This window comes from Porphyromonas gingivalis ATCC 33277, from assembly GCF_000010505.1.
Lineage (GTDB): Bacteria > Bacteroidota > Bacteroidia > Bacteroidales > Porphyromonadaceae > Porphyromonas > Porphyromonas gingivalis.
Window position 1 is genome coordinate 655,673 of record NC_010729.1, and the last position, 19,087, is coordinate 674,759.

16 protein-coding genes and 1 pseudogene are annotated in these 19,087 nt (G+C 47.9%); 3 read left to right on the plus strand and 14 right to left on the minus strand.

The features are described 5' to 3' along the window. Positions 1-96: 96 nt before the first annotated feature. Together PGN_RS02875 and PGN_RS11790 are read left to right on the plus strand one after the other, a co-directional pair. Entirely contained in the window at positions 97-1,182 is a 1,086-nt protein-coding gene (locus tag PGN_RS02875; RefSeq protein ID WP_012457637.1) for an IS5 family transposase, read from the plus strand. A gap of 24 nt (positions 1,183-1,206) precedes the next feature. Next, the gene (locus tag PGN_RS11790; protein WP_080504400.1) at positions 1,207-1,380 is read left to right on the plus strand and encodes a DNA methylase; all 174 of its coding nucleotides are present in this window, start codon (positions 1,207-1,209) and stop codon (positions 1,378-1,380) included. Between the two features lie 334 nt (positions 1,381-1,714). Here the strand turns inward: PGN_RS11790 and PGN_RS11580 are convergent, their stop codons facing one another. After that, the gene (locus tag PGN_RS11580; protein ID WP_012457638.1) at positions 1,715-1,888 is read right to left on the minus strand and encodes a hypothetical protein; all 174 of its coding nucleotides are present in this window, start codon (positions 1,886-1,888) and stop codon (positions 1,715-1,717) included. 429 nt (positions 1,889-2,317) lie between these two features. On the opposite strand from PGN_RS11580, the gene PGN_RS02880 reads away from it, so the two are divergent. Beyond that, complete coding sequence (locus PGN_RS02880; RefSeq protein ID WP_004585574.1) at positions 2,318-2,800, plus strand: ferritin; 483 nt, start codon at positions 2,318-2,320, stop codon at positions 2,798-2,800. Between the two features lie 95 nt (positions 2,801-2,895). Here the strand turns inward: PGN_RS02880 and PGN_RS11795 are convergent. The 13 genes and pseudogenes from PGN_RS11795 to PGN_RS02940 form a co-directional block, all read right to left on the minus strand. Then, positions 2,896-3,023: pseudogene (locus PGN_RS11795) on the minus strand (DNA methylase); the annotation flags it as partial. A 24-nt stretch (positions 3,024-3,047) separates the two neighbouring features. Beyond that, on the minus strand, positions 3,048-4,133 hold the full coding sequence (locus PGN_RS02885; protein WP_012457639.1) for an IS5-like element ISPg8 family transposase: 1,086 nt from the start codon (positions 4,131-4,133) through the stop codon (positions 3,048-3,050). A gap of 119 nt (positions 4,134-4,252) precedes the next feature. Beyond that, entirely contained in the window at positions 4,253-6,241 is a 1,989-nt protein-coding gene (locus tag PGN_RS02890) for a glucosamine-6-phosphate deaminase (RefSeq protein WP_012457640.1), read from the minus strand. Positions 6,242-6,397: 156 nt separating this feature from the next. Beyond that, positions 6,398-8,560 carry a S46 family peptidase gene (locus PGN_RS02895; protein WP_012457641.1) on the minus strand — a complete coding sequence of 721 codons (2,163 nt, stop codon included), beginning with the start codon at positions 8,558-8,560 and terminating at the stop codon, positions 6,398-6,400. 62 nt (positions 8,561-8,622) lie between these two features. Further along, positions 8,623-9,078 (minus strand): CYTH domain-containing protein, encoded by a 456-nt coding sequence (locus PGN_RS02900; protein ID WP_012457642.1) that lies wholly within the window; start codon positions 9,076-9,078, stop codon positions 8,623-8,625. Between the two features lie 23 nt (positions 9,079-9,101). Further along, a complete protein-coding gene (locus PGN_RS02905; protein WP_012457643.1) occupies positions 9,102-10,226 on the minus strand; it encodes a DUF2027 domain-containing protein in 1,125 nt (374 codons plus the stop codon). 165 nt (positions 10,227-10,391) lie between these two features. Further along, on the minus strand, positions 10,392-11,639 hold the full coding sequence (locus tag PGN_RS02910) for a DUF1015 domain-containing protein (protein WP_012457644.1): 1,248 nt from the start codon (positions 11,637-11,639) through the stop codon (positions 10,392-10,394). Between the two features lie 18 nt (positions 11,640-11,657). After that, a complete protein-coding gene (locus tag PGN_RS02915) occupies positions 11,658-12,578 on the minus strand; it encodes a 3-phosphoglycerate dehydrogenase (RefSeq protein WP_012457645.1) in 921 nt (306 codons plus the stop codon). A 100-nt stretch (positions 12,579-12,678) separates the two neighbouring features. After that, on the minus strand, positions 12,679-13,761 hold the full coding sequence (gene serC, locus PGN_RS02920; RefSeq protein ID WP_005874020.1) for a phosphoserine transaminase: 1,083 nt from the start codon (positions 13,759-13,761) through the stop codon (positions 12,679-12,681). A 333-nt stretch (positions 13,762-14,094) separates the two neighbouring features. Further along, positions 14,095-15,360, minus strand: a complete 1,266-nt coding sequence (locus PGN_RS02925; RefSeq protein ID WP_039417505.1) for a nucleotide sugar dehydrogenase — start codon at positions 15,358-15,360, stop codon at positions 14,095-14,097. A 304-nt stretch (positions 15,361-15,664) separates the two neighbouring features. Further along, positions 15,665-16,171 carry an HU family DNA-binding protein gene (locus tag PGN_RS02930; protein WP_012457647.1) on the minus strand — a complete coding sequence of 169 codons (507 nt, stop codon included), beginning with the start codon at positions 16,169-16,171 and terminating at the stop codon, positions 15,665-15,667. A 535-nt stretch (positions 16,172-16,706) separates the two neighbouring features. Beyond that, the gene (gene efp, locus PGN_RS02935) at positions 16,707-17,273 is read right to left on the minus strand and encodes an elongation factor P (protein WP_004585684.1); all 567 of its coding nucleotides are present in this window, start codon (positions 17,271-17,273) and stop codon (positions 16,707-16,709) included. Between the two features lie 131 nt (positions 17,274-17,404). Continuing rightward, positions 17,405-18,961, minus strand: coding sequence for a lamin tail domain-containing protein (locus tag PGN_RS02940; RefSeq protein WP_012457649.1), 1,557 nt, complete (start codon positions 18,959-18,961; stop codon positions 17,405-17,407). Positions 18,962-19,087: the final 126 nt, after the last annotated feature.

Consider the following 19,087-nt stretch of genomic DNA (forward strand, 5'->3'; position numbering starts at 1 on the left):
GCACGGCGATTAGTGTGTATTTTGTTTGTTAATTCATTGTATAATAGGGAGTTATTTTGTATATTTGAGTATTAAAAACAGCATAATATTCCTCCCATGGCATACCAATCCAAGAATACCGATGAACATGTAACATTTGCAGACGCACTCCTTTCAAAGCGTTATCGCAAAGCACAAAACGACTTCCTCAATCAGGTTGACAGGCTTATCGATTGGTGTCCGATCAGGACGCTGATCAACAAGAAATACACGAAGCGACAAAATGCCATCGGCGCCCCGGCTTATGACGTGATTCTCTTATTCAAGATGTTGCTTTTGGAGACATGGTACAACCTCAGTGATTGTGCTTTGGAGGAGCGCATCAATGATTCAATCACCTTTTCCCGATTCTTGGGGCTGAAGATGGAAGAGGTATCTCCCGACCACAGCACCATCAGTCGATTTCGTTCGGCACTGACAGAGTTGGGTCTCATGGACAAACTATTGGCGCAGTTTAACAAACAACTTTCGCGCCATCACATTTCGGTCAGGGAAGGGGTGCTTGTCGATGCAAGCCTTGTGGAGACGCCGCATAAACCCAACGGAAGCATTACGATTGAAGTCGCAGACGACAGGCAAGACAATCGGAGCGAGGCGGAAAAAGAGGCAGAGGAGGATTATCAAAAACAGGTTGTCCGCCGGCGTAAAGGGACGGATGAAGAAGCCCGTTGGGTTTACAAACAAAAGCGTTATCACTACGGATACAAAAAGCATTGTCCGGCCAATGTTCAAGGCATTGTTCAAAAGGTGATAACAACTGCAGCGAACCGCAGTGACACGAAGGAGTTTATTCCGCTATTGCAGGGTGCAAACATACCTCAAGGCACAGCCGTCTTGGCGGACAAAGGATATGCTTGCGGGGAAAATCGTTCCTACCTGCAAACCCATCACCTTCAAGACGGCATTATGCACAAGGCACAACGCAACAGGGCATTGACCGAGGAAGAGAAGCAAGGAAACAAAGCAATCGGTCCGATACGGAGCACCATCGAACGCACCTTTGGCAGTATTCGGCGGTGGTTTCATGGCGGACGATGTCGATACCGGGGACTTGCCAAGACCCATACTCAAAACATTCTTGAAAGCATCGCCTTTAATTTATACAGAACGCCGGGGATAATTATGTCCTCATCCGTAGGATAAGGCATAACCCCCCTTGAGGAGCTCGTGCAAGTAGCTCCTCAAGGGGGGATTTACAACTACTTTCACTCCTTACTGCCACCCCTTTCACTCGCTCCTTTTATGCCAAGAACTCCTCTTCCCTCCATCTCCTTATTTTTCAAAGGTCTCAAGACGTCAGTTCGGCGTAAGAAAACGCCAATGTATTCGTTCCCTGATTAGTGGTTAACGCACTAACATTTTGTATGTTATAGGTTGTACCGTTCAGGCAATTGTATAGGGGGCAATCCTGCTTTTGCTTGGATCGAACCAACATTGAAATTCGGATTGCTTTTGACAGAATGTTGCAGTCCGCACAGGAAGATGGGCTATACCATAGGGCAAGATGGCGGTACTCCGTAGAGGATGACGGGCTACCCCGTATGGCTCTTCGAGGTACGCTGTAGAGCTCTTCGAGGTACGCTCTACAGCGTAGCGAGCCGAGCCGTAGAGTTCCGCTCCGGGAGCCGTAGAGGTAGGTGGCCGAGCTGAGCCCTAGAGCCCGGCGCGGTGAGCCCTACAGCGTAGCTCGAAGAGCCGTAGAGCACAGCTCGGTACGCTCTACGGCGTAGCCCGAGTCGCTGTAGGGCGTAGCTCGACCCCCTTTCGGCGTATGTTCCGAACGGCTATAAAACAATGCGGATTCGATCTGAAGAAAATATGCAATATGCTGTTTGTCAGCGTATTTCATTTCTCGGTTGAGAAATTTCAGCTTCGAGAGGCTTCGACATCCAATGAGACGTCAAACTTTTTCCCTTTCATTTTCTGATTCGATTATAGTCAATATCCCAACAAAAGAGAGTTGGCACCATATCGCTTACATCGAACTCACGTCTAAGGGATCCCTATCGAGACTCCTAAGGGATCTCCATCGAGACTCCCAAGGGATCTTCATATTATCAAGTATGGAGGCTTTATGGTATAAAGGGGTAAGACTTTTAAGTATAAAGTGCTATGTTCTCTCGCCGGTGAATATTCGGCCGGAACAGGCAGGCATATGGAAGGCGTGGCAAGATTGCTCCGAGGGGTGAACAAAAGGGGATATTTTTCGGTTAGAGAATATAGAAGTCAATAATCATCGGGTTTCACTGTGTAGGCCCGAATAATAAATTACAGAACAATGAAAATAAGCGAAAACGTAACTAAAGCGATCAATGACCAAATCAAGGCCGAAATGTGGTCTTCAAACCTCTATCTGTCCATGTCTGTGCATTTTGCGCAGGTAGGGTACAACGGCTTTGCTCATTGGCTCAAAAAGCAGAGCCTCGAGGAAATGGAGCACGCCTACGATATGATGGACTACCTCCTGAAGCGTGGCGGTGAGGTGAAGATAGAAGCTATCGATGCCGTGCCCCAGAAGTTCGGCTCTGTATTGGAGGTATTCCAACAGGTGTACGAACACGAGTGCAAAGTGACCGAAATGATCGAGGCTGTCGTAAGGGCTGCTTCCGAAGCCGGAGATATGGCATCACAGGACTTCTTCTGGAAGTATATCCGCGAGCAGGTAGAAGAGGAAGCCACTGCTGCCGAAATCGTCGAAACGATCCGTCTCTCTCAGGAGCAGAATCTGATCTTCATCGATCATCAGCTCGCCCGGAGATAAACCCCGCCTGCCGTTGGCAAAGGTCGGTACCAAAATAAAGAGGCTTCCTTCTCCGTCCCGAATGGACAAATGAAGGAAGCCTCTCTTATTGTATTTATGAGACCTTTGAAAAATAAGGAGGTGGAGGGAAGAGGAGTTCTTGGCATAAAACGGAGGGAGGGAAAAGGGTGGCAGTAAGGAGTGAAAGTAGTTGTAAATCCCCCCTTTGAGGAGCTACTTGCACGAGCTCCTCAAGGGTGGTTATGCCTTATCCTACGGATGAGGACATAATTATCCCCGGGGTTCTGTATAAATTAAAGGCGATGCTTTCAAGAATGTTTTGAGTATGGGTCTTGGCAAGTCCCCGGTATCGACATCGTCCGCCATGAAACCACCGGCGAATACTGCCAAAGGTGCGTTCGATGGTGCTCCGTATCGGACCGATTGCTTTGTTTCGTTGCTTCTCTTCCTCGGTCAATGCCCTGTTGCGTTGTGCCTTGTGCATAATGCCGTCTTGAAGGTGATGGGTTTGCAGGTAGGAACGATTTTCCCCGCAAGCATATCCTTTGTCCGCCAAGACGGCTGTACCTTGAGGTATGTTTGCACCCTGCAATAGCGGAATAAACTCCTTCGTGTCACTGCGGTTCGCTGCTGTCGTTATCACCTTTTGAACAATGCCTTGAACATTGGTCAGACAATGCTTTTTGTATCCGTAGTGATAACGCTTTTGTTTGTACACCCAACGGGCTTCTTCATCCGTCCCTTTACGCCGGCGGACAACCTGTTTTTGATAATCCTCCTCTGCCTCTTTTTCCGCCTCGCTCCGATTGTCTTGCCTGTCGTCTGCGACTTCAATCGTAATGCTTCCGTTGGGTTTATGCGGCGTCTCCACAAGGCTTGCATCGACAAGCACCCCTTCCCTGACCGAAATGTGATGGCGCGAAAGTTGTTTGTTAAACTGCGCCAATAGTTTGTCCATGAGACCCAACTCTGTCAGTGCCGAACGAAATCGACTGATGGTGCTGTGGTCGGGAGATACCTCTTCCATCTTCAGCCCCAAGAATCGGGAAAAGGTGATTGAATCATTGATGCGCTCCTCCAGAGCACAATCACTGAGGTTGTACCATGTCTCCAAAAGCAACATCTTGAATAAGAGAATCACGTCATAAGCCGGGGCACCGATGGCATTTTGTCGCTTCGTGTATTTCTTGTTGATCAGCGTCCTGATCGGACGCCAATCGATAAGCGTGTCAACCTGATTGAGGAAGTCGTTTTGTGCTTTGCGATAACGCTTTGAAAGGAGTGCGTCTGCAAATGTTACATGCTCATCGGTATTCTTGGATTGGTATGCCATGGGAGGAATATTATGCTGTTTTTAATGCTCAAATATACAAAATAACTCCCTATTATACAATGAATTAACAAACAAAATACACACCAATCGCCGTGCAAAGGTCTCTTTATACCGCTTCTCTATTCGACAGGCCTATACTGTACGAATGCCTCTATGGCTTCATAGGAGGCCAAGCCGAGTTTTTCGTACAGGGTGGCCGTTTGTCTGTTCCGATCTTCCGCCCTCTGCCAGAAGAGCCGTTCGTCATCGCCAAGGAAGGGGGCGGACTCCATTTGCGACTGATGCTTGAGGATGCTGTTTCGTTTGAAGCGAAGTTCGTCCGGACTCATCGGGACGGCCATCTCTATGTAGTCTATTTCCCACTCTGCCCAAGCTCCGCGATACATCCATACGCGACAATCCTCCTTGAACCAAGACTCCTCTTTCAGCTCGTCTATAGCGGCCAAAACAGCGTTCAGACAAATGCGATGCGTGCCGTGCGGATCGGCCAAATCCCCTGCTACGAATATCCGGTGCGGCTGTATCTCTTCCAATAGAGCCATGATGATGCGCACGTCTTCCTCTCCCAAAGGATTTTTCCTGATCAATCCCGTCTCATAGAAAGGCAGATCGAGGAAATGAACATGATCCTCCGGCAATCCCAAGTATCTGCATGCCGTTCGGGCTTCTTCGCGTCGGATGGTTCCTTTCATAAACCTGATATCTTCCTGCTCAGGATCTCCTTCTATCTTTTTGTGCATGAGATAGTGCCGCACCTCTTCCGCTTTGGCCAGAATGGGGCTGCTCTCATGACCGTATTGGCGGCATACATTTCTGAGGTACGACACATATCGAATCACTTCTTCATCCCCTACGGCTATATTGCCGGAGGTCTGGTAGGCTACATGTACATCGTGGCCCTGATTGACCAATTTGTGGAATGTTCCTCCCATCGAAATGACATCGTCATCGGGGTGGGGACTGAAGATAACCACCCTCTTGGGATAGGGTAGTGCCCTCTCCGGCCTGCTGCTGTCATCGGCATTGGGTTTTCCGCCCGGCCAGCCGGTGATGGTGTGCTGGATGTCGTTGAAGAGCTTGATGTTCACCTCGTAGGCCGAGCCGTATTTGGCCAGCAATTCGCCCAATCCGTTCTCCGTATAGTCCTTGTTCGTCAGCTTCAGGATGGGCTTGCCGGTCAGTCCGCACAGCCATACCACAGCCCTGCGTATGAGCTGTTTGTTCCAGATACAGCTCGTCACCAGCCAAGGACGACTGATCCTTGTGAGACAAGACGATGCCGACAGATCCAGCACGATGGAGGCATTGCGATGCAATTGCAGGGACGAAGCCGGAGAAGCCTCGCAAATCTTTCCTTCGATAGCTTGGGCTATTACCTCTGCCTTACTCTCTCCCCATGCCAGCAGGGTCACCTTGTGAGCTTTTTGGATGGTAGCCAGTCCCATACTGATAGCCGATGGGGGGATGGTGTCGTGGGAGCTGAATATCGTCAGAGCATCGTTGTGCTCCGTATGGCCGAGTACGACGAGTCGCGTGTATGTGTTGGGGTGCGTCCCCGGGCTGTTGAAGGCGATACTGCCGGCCGAGCCGATGCCGAGGAGCATGTGTCTGATGCCACCCAAGCTGTCTATTTTGGATTCGTAGTCCTGACAGGCTTGCAGTAGTTTTTCTTCCGAAGCATATACATCGGGTGCCATAATGTTTTCCGGCAGGATGTCGATATGGTCGAGAAAGTCCTTGCGCAATTTGGCCAGACAGCCTAAGTTCTCGCTGACCGGTGGATAGTATTCGAATACGGTGAAGGCAATCACGTTGCGGAAGCTGAGTCCTTCCTCGCTATGTTTTTGTATCAGTTTGTCGTAGACGATGACCGGCGAATTGCCTCCGGATAGAGCCAGGGTATAGTATTTGTGTTGTGCTTGCGACTCCCGTATATCCTTGGCTATTTCGTTGGCAATGACTTCTGCTGCTTCGTCGTTGGTGCGGTATATATTGGTCGGTATATTCTCGAAGCGACGTAGCAGGGTCTCTTCGTAAGTATTCTGCGGACGGTAGTATCGCTCCGGTATTTCGGATAGAGAAATCATGGAGCTTAGGTTCAATCTCATCTTCTTGTCGTTTTTGTTGTCAATGTTTTCTTTCGTGGGGCTGCCCCCTCCGGTCGCACACCGGCCGATCTCCGAATTTACCGGAAGGAGATCTGTCCGGATATGATTTATAATAGATAAGAGGTGTGCCGGACGTTCGACACACCTCTTATAGCTTTAGGGAACGATATTCATTTCATCCAACAGGCGTTGGCAACCGCCTACTTTGTCTATCACAAGCAGGACGTAGCGAATATCCACAATGATGCTGCGCTGGTAGTCGGCCAGATACTGGATGTCGCCACCGACTCCCTCCCAGTTACGATCGAAGTTGAGACCGATCAGTTCGCCGTTGGCATTCATGACCGGACTGCCTGAGTTGCCGCCGGTTGTATGTGTGGTGGCACAAAAGGCGACAGGCATGCGACCGCTGCGATCGGCATAACGCCCGAAGTCTTTACGCTCGTATACGGCTTTCAGCTTGGGATCGACTACAAATTCCCAATTATCGGGATCTTCTTTTTCCATCACACCATCCAATGTGGTTTGATGTCCGTAGTAAACATTGTCACGGGGTGAATAGCCCTTCACTTGACCATAGGTGAAACGAAGTGTCAGGTTAGCATCCGGGAATTGATCCTGATCGCCATCCATTTCCAAGAGACCTGCAATGTAGGTGCGTTGCGCCCTTAGAATAGGATCGTCATAGGGACGAAGTTCGTTGTAGAGTTTGCGGTATTCGTCGAAAACCGAAGAGGCGAAGAGTACCATAGGATCTTCGGCAAGCTTTTCTACAGAAGGTACTGCCGCAAAGGCATCGAACTGTGCTTCGCTACCGAAAACGGAGCGAGCGAATATGTCGTCCACATAGGCCTGAACGTCTCCGGCAAAGCGGTCTTTCACGAGACGCAAATGGAGAGGCAGATTCTCATAGGGTATTTCCTTGAGGTATTCCGTCAGCATGGCTACGGCCACTTTCTTGTCCACCTCTGCACTATAGTCCTTGTTGGCAAATTTGCTGTAGCGTGTACGAATCTTATCGATCGCCTCCTTGCGAGCCGAAGCATCATTGCCTTGCAGAGCTTTCGTCTCATCTTCGGTGGGGATAGGAGAACGGGCAAACTCGATCCCACGGATGATACCCTCTTCTATCATCCAATAACGACGGCGCAGATCCGCACGTTTGGCTACCGTAGCATCGATTTCGTGTACGGCCTCTTCATATCGAGGAGTACCCTGCTTCGCTCCCCATGCGATCAGTCTGTCCTGCATCGCCTGTTTGTTTTGACGCAGGCCGCGTGTCTTGATCGCCCAGTTGGCACCTATAGCACGTTTGTAAGCATTCTGCGAAGCGGCATATTTAGCTGAATACATGATTTTGATCTGAGGATCGGCCAGCATTTCCCTAAGCATGACACCCTGACGAATATCACGCATGCGGATGCGAATATCGTTGTCGATGCTTTTCCATTCGTCTACTTCGGAAGCCGTGAAATAGCGGTGCGTAGTACCGGGGAAACCCATTATCATGGCATAGTCGTTCTCTTGTACTCCACCAAGGGAGATATTGAAGAAACGCTTCGGCTTGAGCGGAACATTATCTTCAGAGTATGGTGCGGGATTGCCATTCTTGTCCGCATAGATACGGAAGATGGAGAAGTCGCCAGTATGACGAGGCCAGATCCAGTTGTCCGTATCGGCACCGAATTTGCCTATGCTGCTGGGAGGTGCTCCCACCAGTCGAACATCCGTATAAGTTTTTTTGGTAAACATCAGGTAGAGATTGCCCCCGTAGAAGGCTTTGATCTCTACGGAAAGTCCCGGATTTTTGGCAGAAAAGTTCTTGCCGGCCTTCTTGTCAGCCAACTTTTGCAGGTACTTCGGAGAGAGGTAGTCCATGCTGTTGGGATCTTTGATGGCTTTGAGTTCTTTCTTGACGTAGTCTGTGACATCTTCGATCTTGTCGATGAATACCACGGAAATATCCTTGTTCGGTAATTCATCCGCTTCTCTCATCGCCCAAAATCCATTTTCGAGATAGTTATGCTCGAGCGTGCTGTGAGCCTGGATCATATCGTATCCGCAGTGGTGATTGGTCAGTACCAGTCCGCGATCGGAAACGACCTCGCCCGTACATCCTCCGTCGAATAGCACTACGGCATCTTTCAGCGATGTGCCGTTGGGATTATAAAGGTCGTATTCCTTCATCTTAAGGCCGCGTTCTTTCATCTGCGCATACTTCCGTCCGAGCTGTTGCATCAGCCACATACCCTCGTCCGCATGAGCTATCTGGCTCAGGCAGAGAGCTGCAAAGAGGGGGAGCAATAGTCTTTTTTTCATTATTACTTCGTTTTATTTTGTGTGTTGATTGTTCTTCTTGGTGTCCTTGTGGATGGCATTCCTCACTTCTGAATGCCGGCAATGAATGAGTTGTAGTACCGCCTGTCTCCCGTCACTTCTTCTCCGATCCAATCGGGTAGCTCTATGCTTTCGTCCTCAGTGGCAAGCTCTACTTCGGCAATTACAAGCCCTTTGTGCCGGCCTTCGAATACATCCACTTCCCATACATGGCCTTTGTGAGGGACGCAATACCGCTGCTTCATGATATAGCCGGGAAGGCATAGAGTAAGCATCTCCTTAGCCTCTTCGAATGGCACCGGATACTCATACTCCGATCTGCTTAATCCCCCTTCATTTGTTTTCCCTTTGATGGTGAGGTAGGCTTCATCATTACACAATCGGATGCGGACGGTACATCGTTCATCAGCCACGAGATAAGCTTGTATAATGCGGTGTACCGCCGTAGCCTTGGCTTTGAAATCGTCGTTTAAGACCAGGAATTTTCTTTCTATTTCCATTCGGCAGGAACTGGTACTGTCCTTCAATGAATGATCACCATCGTAGCACCGAAACCATATTCTCGGAAGGAGGCATCCTGAAAACGATGTTGTTTGTAGCGGGTGCGCAGTTCTTTTTCTATTGCCTGCCGCAATACGCCTTCACCTTTGCCATGAATGAAAACAATCTTTTGTCCCTTACAGGAGGCGTATTGTTTCATGACTTCGTGGAATTTGTCCAGTTGGTACTGCAATATATCCCCATTCTTCATCCCTGCCGTTGTTTCGAGCAGTTCGCCGGCATGAAGATCGATTTCGATTATATTCGGTTTTTTCTCTGTAGAAGTCTTTCGGGCCGGCGTGGGTGTAGTCCTGTCGATCAGCTCCTTGGTCTTCATGGCCTGTTCGATGGCTTCCGGATCGAAGACCTTTTCCACAACAGGACGATCGTCCTCCACTATGGGATAGACCAGAGCTTTGTCTTCGAAGAAATCATTTTCTCTGAAGCAATGCAGTTTGACGAATTTGATCGTATCGAGTCTCAATTCCACTGACAGGGCCGGTTTCAGAAGAAAGGTTTTCCTTTCCTTGTATGCAGTTAATTGCAGACATATCCTTTCCATATTTTGCAAATCTGCAGCAGTGAACTCCTCGATGAACAGTTTGGTATTCGGATCTATGCTACCGGTAGCTCGTATCTTCCAACCGGTGGACATTAAGGAGAGGTAGTTGTACTGGAGACAGTAATTGCTATCGTTGATCAGAAAACATTCATAAGGCTCTGTCCCCAAGCGTTGTTCGTTCATGGGCAGATAGGCCAGATATACATTCAGCTTGTCGTGTCCTGCCAGTTCGGTATGCAGCAAGCGCGGTTTTTCCTCGGATGGTGTTGGCTTTCTGTCGGAAGCAACGGCTACTTCTTTGTGTCGTTTGTTCCGCTCTTCTTTTTTCGATTCTTCTTCTCGGCGTTTTTCCATGGGCGACTTATAGGCGGGAATAAAGGTGTCATTATCTCCGACTGTCACACATTCCTGGATCGGAGTAGGTATTTCGAATCCGTCTTCTCCTTCCACCCAAGCGATCCTCCCACTGATGCGGCGAACGATCCCTCCTCCCTGTGAATTGAGAAACCGCACACGGCTACCGATGGTGATATTATTTGTACTCATTGTTCTAAATAAGTGGTATTCATAATTTGTACTCCACAAAAATACAAAAGAACGAGCGGTGTATCAAAGGGATAAAAAGAAGGTGTGCAAAAATCGCCTAATTGCGATTTCGACACACCCTCTTTCCATAATCGATTTAATTGTTGTCTTTCGCTAACCGTCGAATCAGCTCAGTTTGTGAATGATCAGACCGGAACGAAGTTTCGGCTCGAACCAAGTAGTCTTGGGGGGCATGATATTGCCTGAATCTGCAATGTCCATCAGCTGCTTCATCGATACCGGATAAAGAGCGAGAGCAACACGCATTTCGCCGCTATCTACACGCTTTTTCAGTTCTCCCAGTCCGCGAATACCACCCACGAAGTCGATACGCTTGTCGGAGCGGAGATCCTTGATACCTAAGATCTCATCCAGAATCAGATTCGAAGAGATCGTAACATCCAGTACACCGATAGGATCGTTGTCATCATAGGTGCCGGCTTTTGCTGTCAGCGAATACCATTTGCCACCGAGATAGAGAGAGAAGTTGTGCAGCTTGGAGGGGCGATATTCTTCCGTCCCTTTGCATTCTACTTCGAAGTGTTGAGACAGTTTCTGCAAGAATTCTTCATCACTCAAGCCATTCAGATCTTTCACTACCCGGTTATAGTCGATGATTGTGAGCTGATCGGCAGGGAAGCATACAGCCATGAAGTAGTTGTACTCTTCATCGCCACGATGGTTGGGATTATTCTTGGCTTTTTCGGCGCCCACCAAGGCTGCAGCAGCTGAACGGTGGTGACCGTCAGCGATATAGAGTGCCGGCATGGCAGCGAATAGCTCCGTGATACGTTTGATATCGGCTTCTTCGTCGATCACCCAGAAGTGATGGCCAAAACCGTCGAATTCTGCCACGAAATCATATTCGGCAGGACGAGCGGCATATTTTTTGACGATAGCGTCCAGTTCTTTGTTTTCGGGATAAGCAAAGAAAACAGGCTCGATGTTGGCATCGTTTACACGAACGTGCTTCATACGGTCTTCTTCCTTGTCGCGGCGTGTCAGCTCATGCTTCTTGATCACGCCGTTCATATAGTCCTCTACATATGCACCTACGACAAGGCCGTACTGCGTTTTGCCATTCATGGTCTGGGCATAAACGTAGTAGTTTTCTTTTGTGTCTTGTACGAGCCAGCCTTTTTCTTGGAACATTCTGAAGTTCTCGGCAGCTTTTTCATACACGTCCGCATCGTGTTCATCTTTTCCTACAGGGAAATCGATCTCCGGACGGATAATATGATAGAGCGACTTTTCGTTGCCCTTCGCTTCTTTACGAGCTTCTTCTGAATTAAGGACGTCGTAGGGGCGAGATGCTACTTGCTCTACGAGTTCTTTCGGAGGACGTACTCCTTTGAATGGTTTTATGATAGCCATATTTTTTGTCGAGGCGAATTATTTGTTTACACGGAATTTTTCGTTGCCGTTTTTGATGAAGTCAACGATTTGACGAGCTGCAGCCAGACCGGCATTGATGTTGGCTTCTGCTGTCTGAGCACCCATCTTTTTAGGAGTGGTGAAGTAGCGACCTTCGAATTTTGCCATTTCAGCATCGTTTGTAGGCTTGATGTCCGTAGCATATTTGAAGTCGGTATGCTCTGCCATAAACTTGCAGATACCCTCTTCGTCGATTACTTCTTGACGAGCCGTATTGATCAGGCAGGCACCCTTAGGCATTTTGGAGAGGAGTTCGGCATTGATTGATTTTACAGTCTCGGGGGTCTTCGGGATGTGAAGCGAAACTATATCGCAGGTTTCGAACAGAGCATCGCGAGAAGCAACGGCCTTTACTCCTTCTTTCTCGATATCCGCTGCAGAAACAAATTGGTCGTAAGCATAAATTTCCATGCCGAAGCCTTTTGCGATACGTGCCACGTTGCGGCCTACATTGCCGTATGCGAGGATACCGAGCTTCTTGCCCATAAGTTCAGAACCGGATGCTCCGTTGAAGAGATTGCGATACATGAATACGAGCATACCCATTACCAATTCGGCAACGGCATTCGAGTTTTGTCCCGGCGTATTCATCACGCACACATTGTGGGCTGTAGCAGCAGCCAAATCTACGTTGTCATATCCGGCACCTGCACGTACTACGATTTTCAGCTCCTTAGCTGCATCGAGAACTTCTGCATCGATTTGGTCGCTGCGGATAATGATAGCGTTAGCATCTTTTACAGCATCGAGGAGTTGTTTCTTATCGGTATACTTTTCGAGCAAAGCAAATTCGAGACCTGCCTCTTCGATAATTCTTTTGATTCCGTCTACGGCTACCTTAGCAAAAGGTTTTTCGGTAGCTACCAATACTTTTGTCATGACTGATATCTTCGATTAATATGTTTGTTATGAAAAAAGAGATAAGAGACTGCCACAGCGAAATCGGGCAATCATCTTATCTCTTTCAATTTATTCACGATTAGTGCTTAGCTTCGAATTCCTTCATTACGCTAACCAAAGATTGTACGCTTTCGATAGGCAATGCGTTGTAGAGAGAAGCGCGGAAACCGCCTACAGAGCGGTGTCCCTTGATACCTACCATGCCGCGTGAAGCTGCAAACGTAGCGAACTCTTTCTCCAGCTCTTTGTACTCATCCTTCATCACGAAGCAAGCGTTCATGATAGAGCGGTCTTCAGGATTAACCGTGCCGCGGAAGATCTTGCTGCTGTCGATGGCATCGTAGATAAGGGCTGCCTTGTCCAGATTCATCTTTTCCAACACCTTCACACCGCCGAGTTCTTTGTACCACTTCATCGTCTGGAGTGCTACATAAACGGGGAATACGGGAGGAGTGTTGAACATAGAGTCTTTCTTGATGTGGATCTGATAGTTCAGCATATCGGGTAGAGGACGATCTACTTGTCCGAGCACATCCGTTTTTACCAATACGAAAGTAGCTCCGGCCGGACCGATGTTCTTCTGAGCACCACCGTAGATGAGGTCATACTTGGAAACGTCTATCGGACGAGAGAAAATGTCGGAAGACATGTCTGCTACAAGGCGAGTCTTCGTGTCGAAGTCCTTACGAATTTCAGTACCGTAGATCGTGTTGTTTGTCGTGAAGTGGAAATAATCTACGTCCTCAGGAATAACGAAATCCTTGGGGATGTATGAGAAGTTCTTGTCTTCAGATGAAGCCAAAACCTCTACTTCTCCACCATATACCTGCGTCATGATCTTGGCCTGCTTGATGGCGTTGGTTGCCCATGTACCGGTGTTGATAAAGGCTGCTTTCTTCTTTAGCAGGTTCAGCGGTACTTGGTAGAATTGGAGGCTGGCGCCACCACCGAGGAACAGTACTTCATAGCCTTCGGGCACATCAAGAAGTTCTTTGAAGAGATTGCGAGCTTCGAGCATTACAGCATCGAACTCTTTGTCGCGGTGAGAAACTTCAAGAACAGAAAGACCCGTTCCTGCAAAATTGAGACATGCTGATGCAGCATCTTTCAAAACTAAGTCATTGAGAATACAGGGTCCTGCGGTGAAATTGTGCTTCTTCATCTGAGAAAACAATGTTTAAGTGGTTAGTTATTAGTAATTTTTCTTGTTCTGCAGTCATTGGATGCATAGGTGCATCTTTTGCCAGCGCAAAGGTACCAAATAAAACATATCGGCAAACTAATTCCTTAGGAAACAGCTCTCTTGCAAACTGCGATCATCAGAATCATTGGTGTCAGATAAAAACGTTTCTTTCTGCGGTTTGCGTAAGACATTCATCTGAGGCCGATGAAAAATTTACGAGAAAAAGTATGCCGGTAAGATAAGAAGGAAGCCCCCCTTGTGGTTTGCAGACCGATTATCTGTCTGTAGGATTTTTCTTTTAGGAGTGATACACTACAGTTTGTGATACTTTTTCCCTTGGGGTAGAATGCCCTTCACATCGTAGATAATGGTGTTGGCTGTGGATGATTTTTCGAGATCGATATTCGAAAAATCTCTATGCGCTACAGCAATAATAATGGCATCGAATTTTCCTTTAGGGAATTCATTGTGAATCTTTATGCCATATACTTGCTCAGCGATAGAAGGATTTGCCCAAGGATCGTGTACTATAATATTCTTCGTGTATTCTTGCAGGGTGCTGTACGTGTCTATCACTTTGGTATTGCGGATATCCGGACAGTTTTCTTTGAATGTAAATCCTAAAATCAGAATTCGTGCATCTTTCACCATGATGCCTGCTTTATTCATTTGCTTGATGGTTTGCGAGGCTATATAGGAGCCCATGCTGTCATTCAGCCTTCTCGCAGACATCAATACCCGAGGATAAACTCCATATACCTGTGCTCGTTGAATAAGGTAATAGGGATCTACCCCTATACAATGCCCACCGACCAAGCCCGGCTGAAAAGGTAGGAAGTTCCATTTTGTAGCTGCAGCCTCCAATACTTCGCGCGTATCAATTTCCATTGCATTGAAAATCTTCGCAATTTCGTTCATAAACGCAATGTTTACATCTCGTTGGGCATTTTCTATGATTTTTGAAGCCTCTGCAACTTTTATGGAAGATGCTTTGTGTGTGCCATTGACCAACACGGTATTATACATTCTATCCACATAGTCGGCTATTTCCGGAGTAGAACCGGATGTCACTTTTTTTATATTCTCTACTGTGTAAACTTTATCTCCCGGATTGATTCGTTCGGGACTGTATCCGGCAAAGAAGTCCACATTGTATTTGAGACCCGAAACTTTCTCGATAATCGGAATACATTCGTCTTCTGTTACACCGGGATACACCGTACTTTCGTACACCACCACATCTCCTTGGTCGATTACCTTTCCGATTGTTTCGCTGGCTGCCAAAAGTGGCCGTAAGTCCGGGGTGTGATTGTGATCTATAGGGGTAGGAACTGTCACGATATAGAAGTTACAATCCCTAATCTCTTCAATTTTTGTTGTACAAAGTAACCCCTTTTGCAAGGCTTCCTGTAATAATTCATTTCCAATTTCCCCCGTGCTGTCATATCCTGATATTAGTTCTTCTACACGGTTCGGGTTGATGTCGAAGCCGATTGTCGGAAATTTTGTGGAAAACAGACGAGCTAAAGGGAGACCCACATATCCCAAACCGATGATAGCAATCCTAATGTTATTCATCTCTTTCGTATTGATTATTGTCAATGCCTTATATGGTTTCATTTTCGCACAATGAGGGATCGTTTTTTTGTGCAAAGGTGTGGTTTCTCCTTCTCGAGATATGTCATCTTTAATTCCAATATTTCGTCTTAGGAACACCGAACAAAGGTAGAATTTTTAAGGAGAAGGATAAATGAAAAAACCGTTAAAAACATGAAAGTAGGAGATAAGTGTGAGAAAGAGTGCGCCTGATCTTTGTGATCGGCGCACTCTTTTCGTTGTTTGGTCCTATGGACAGTCTATTGGTATCCGGATCGTATTCGGGTTAGAGCCCTCCTCCTCCTGATCCCTGATTGCCACCACCGGTTTGAGAATTGCTATCGCCTGCATTGGATGAAGCACCTGCCGGAAGCGGCTTGCCGTACTCGGCGAACTTGAGATCCGGAGCGATCAGCGTACAATCCCGTTCGCGAGTGACCGTATTGTAACGACACTCTGCCCTGAAATTGACCCGAACGGAGTTGAACTGGGAGGCTTTCACATCCTCTTTCTTCTCCACTCCCGATCCTTTGGCCTGTGCAATGAGACGGAAACAACCGATGCCGTCGAGCTTGATCTTCTTGCCCGAAGCCAATTCCCTGCGCATGACGATGCCCAAATCGCGCAGGATACCGAATACATCGCCCGGGCTGGCTCCCGAAAGTTCTGAGATTTGTTCTGCGATGTGCAGGGTGGAGGCAGTGCTGCCGTTGATGACTGTCTGCGGATACCACAGCTTCTTGCCTGTTGCCTTGTGGGCAATACAGGATTGTCTTCTTTTGAAGAATAACATAATAATTGAAAGAATTAATGATTTAATAATGCGGACTTTTCCTGTCCATTAATTTAATAATAGCAATCGAGAGATCGATTCGGCGCCATCCTCTTCTCTCTGTTTGCACTGCAAAGATAAGGGTAAAGAATCCGATCGTCCAAATGTTTTGCAGAAAAAAGTTTTCAACAACGAAGGGTGCTTTGCTCTTTATATATAAAACGGCTTCCGTATTTCTTAGAAAAAGGCTTCGAAGCACTCTTCCGGCTTTCGTAAGGGGAGCTGAAATCCGGTTATTCGGAGTTGTCCGAATGATTTATATATAAAGTATTTTCGATTAATATATAAATCGATTTTTATTTATATATTAATCGTTTTCATTTTGTATATAAATCGAAAACGTTTTATATATAGATCGTCAGCCGTTCGATGGGGAAAAGACGCCGAAGAAACTTTTCTTGAAAGCATAAAAAAGCAAGGCACCCGCTCGGAGTTCGACAGGAACTTCGGCGGGTGCCTTGCTTTTTGTCGTGAGGGATAGAGTCCCTTTTCTTGTTTATTCCTTTACTCTACCGATGTAGGAACCGTCTCGAGTATCCACTTCGATGAGTTCTCCCTCCTGAATGAAGAGTGGTACGCGTACTTCAGCTCCCGTCTCCACAGTCGCCGGCTTCAAGGTGTTGGTGGCGGTGTCGCCCTTGAGTCCCGGCTCGGTGTAGGTCACACGCAGCTTAACGTGCGGAGGCAATTCGCAGGTGAGCACCGTTTCGCTGGTGGCATGTACCATGGCTTCTACCATATCGCCGTCTTTGAGGAACTGGACGCCGTCGATGCTTGCACCCGGTATGGTGATCTGCTCGAACGTTTCGGGGTGCATGAAGTTGTATCCCATCTCGTCCTGATAGAGGTACTGATAGGGACGTCGTTCTATTCTGACCTCTTCGACCTTGACGCCGCTGTTCCAGGTCTTATCGAGGATACGTCCTGTAGCCACGTTCTTGAGTTTGGTGCGGACGAAAGCCGGGCCTTTGCCGGGCTTGACGTGAAGGAATTCGACGATGAAGTAGTACTGTCCCTCAATTTCGAGACACATGCCGTTGCGAAAGTCTGCCGTTGTAGCCATTTGGGTATAATCGTTTTTTTAATGATGACGAAAGGGGTAGGGGGCGGTTCTCGAAATGCTGCCGATCCTTCGGGATATAGGCAAAGCCTCCTGTTGCGGAGGCAAAAATAAGAAAAATTGTCGGTGCCGGCTTAGAGCGTAACGATACACTTTCGGGCGTAGACCATGCTATCCGGCCGCTGAATCCATACGACAATCAGGTAGGAATAGCCACTGGGCAAGCCCATGGACTCACCCAGATCCTTCCCTTCGGAGAATTTGCGGCACCATCGTTTGGTAGCTGTCCCGTCCATGTGTTTGACCGTTTTTGCAGACATCAGATAGATAGCACTGCCGCATAGCGAGCCTTTCGGCAGGAGGAGAATTTCTTCGGCTATACTTGCCGGTGGCAGGTAGCTTTTTCCGTTGCCTTCTGTTTCGTTATTGGGTAGCCCTAACTGGGTGGTATCTGCATTGGAGGATTGGGAGTTGAGGTAGCCCGGAGTAGCATATCCTGCCGATGGGAGTCCGCCTGCCCAGTTGGCCGGATCGGATGCCGGAGTCTCGAAGGAGATACGCTCAAGTGATACCCCTCGTCTCGTTACATTTCCTTCTCCGAGCATTTTAGGTGAATAGACCACTTCTTCAAGAGGTTGATCAAGGCCTTCTTCGAACAGTCCGATCGTAAATCCCTTATTGGCCAGCTGAGGCAGGTTGCTCATCGTGACAACATTTTGCGCTTGGGGGTAGAAGTCAGTGACTCCCTCACTCTTCTTGGCAAAGACGATGTATTGTCCCGGATAGAGTGTGTCGGCTACAGTCGGCAGTGCAGTTGTGGTGGTGTAGCTTCCATTGTGGAGTATGCCTATGGCGAATTTAGAGGGAACGACAGGTTTGTCCGTAGGGTTGTATAGTTCGATGTATTCGCTTCCTCCTTCCAGTGGGTTGGCCATCAGTTCGTTGAGTGTAGGTTTTCCGAGAGGGATTGGTTCTTCCTCTTCTTCTGGTGGAGACACGGTGCCTTCCGTGACACTGAGGTTGTCGAAAGAGAAAGCCTTGGATCGGCTTTTGGTGTAGAAGCAGTCGATGCCGAGGCCACCCGATTGGAAAGGGGATTCGACATCGAAAGAGGAGCTTCCGATGAGGACAGTCTCGTTGCCGGTATCATTGGCCCCATTGACCCAAAGCTGCCAACCGCTGCCAACTGCGTATGTGACCGTAAAGCTCGTGAATGGCTTTGTTCCCAGCGGGTATGCGCTACCATCGATGAGAATATCGGATCGGACGATGCTGCTCTCGCCTGAAGGGAGAACGCGGAGTCGGACATCCAGCAGATCCACCCCTTTCGAGCCGCTACCCCAGCGAAGAGCTACATAGTCGAACTCGGAGTCGCTGATCTCTCCATAACAGTACAGGTAGCAATAGAGATAGTTGTTGATGGTCGGGCGGAAGTCCAGCTTGACATCGCCTTTCCATGTTGTAGTCTTGAAGTACGGGACGGTGATAGCTATGCGCGATTCGTTCAAGTCGTCGGGATATTCCACGTAGAGCTTGAGTTGTTTTTTGATGATGGCAAAGTCTGCGATCTGTCCTCGCCAAGGTGGAGAGGTCAGTGCTGTTATGTGGTCGAAATTTTCAGCCCACTGAGCCGAAAGAGGCGGACACACGATGCTCAGCAAGAAAAGCCAAACAGTAAGACGACGTATCATGAATTTTATTGTTTGTTTCGAAGCGTGGTTTTTCCGTATTTTTGTGCATTCTTTTAGAACAATACTTTTTAGGGTATTATTCTCACCAAGGACAACAAAGGTAATGAGAAAAGAAGTGGTTCAGAC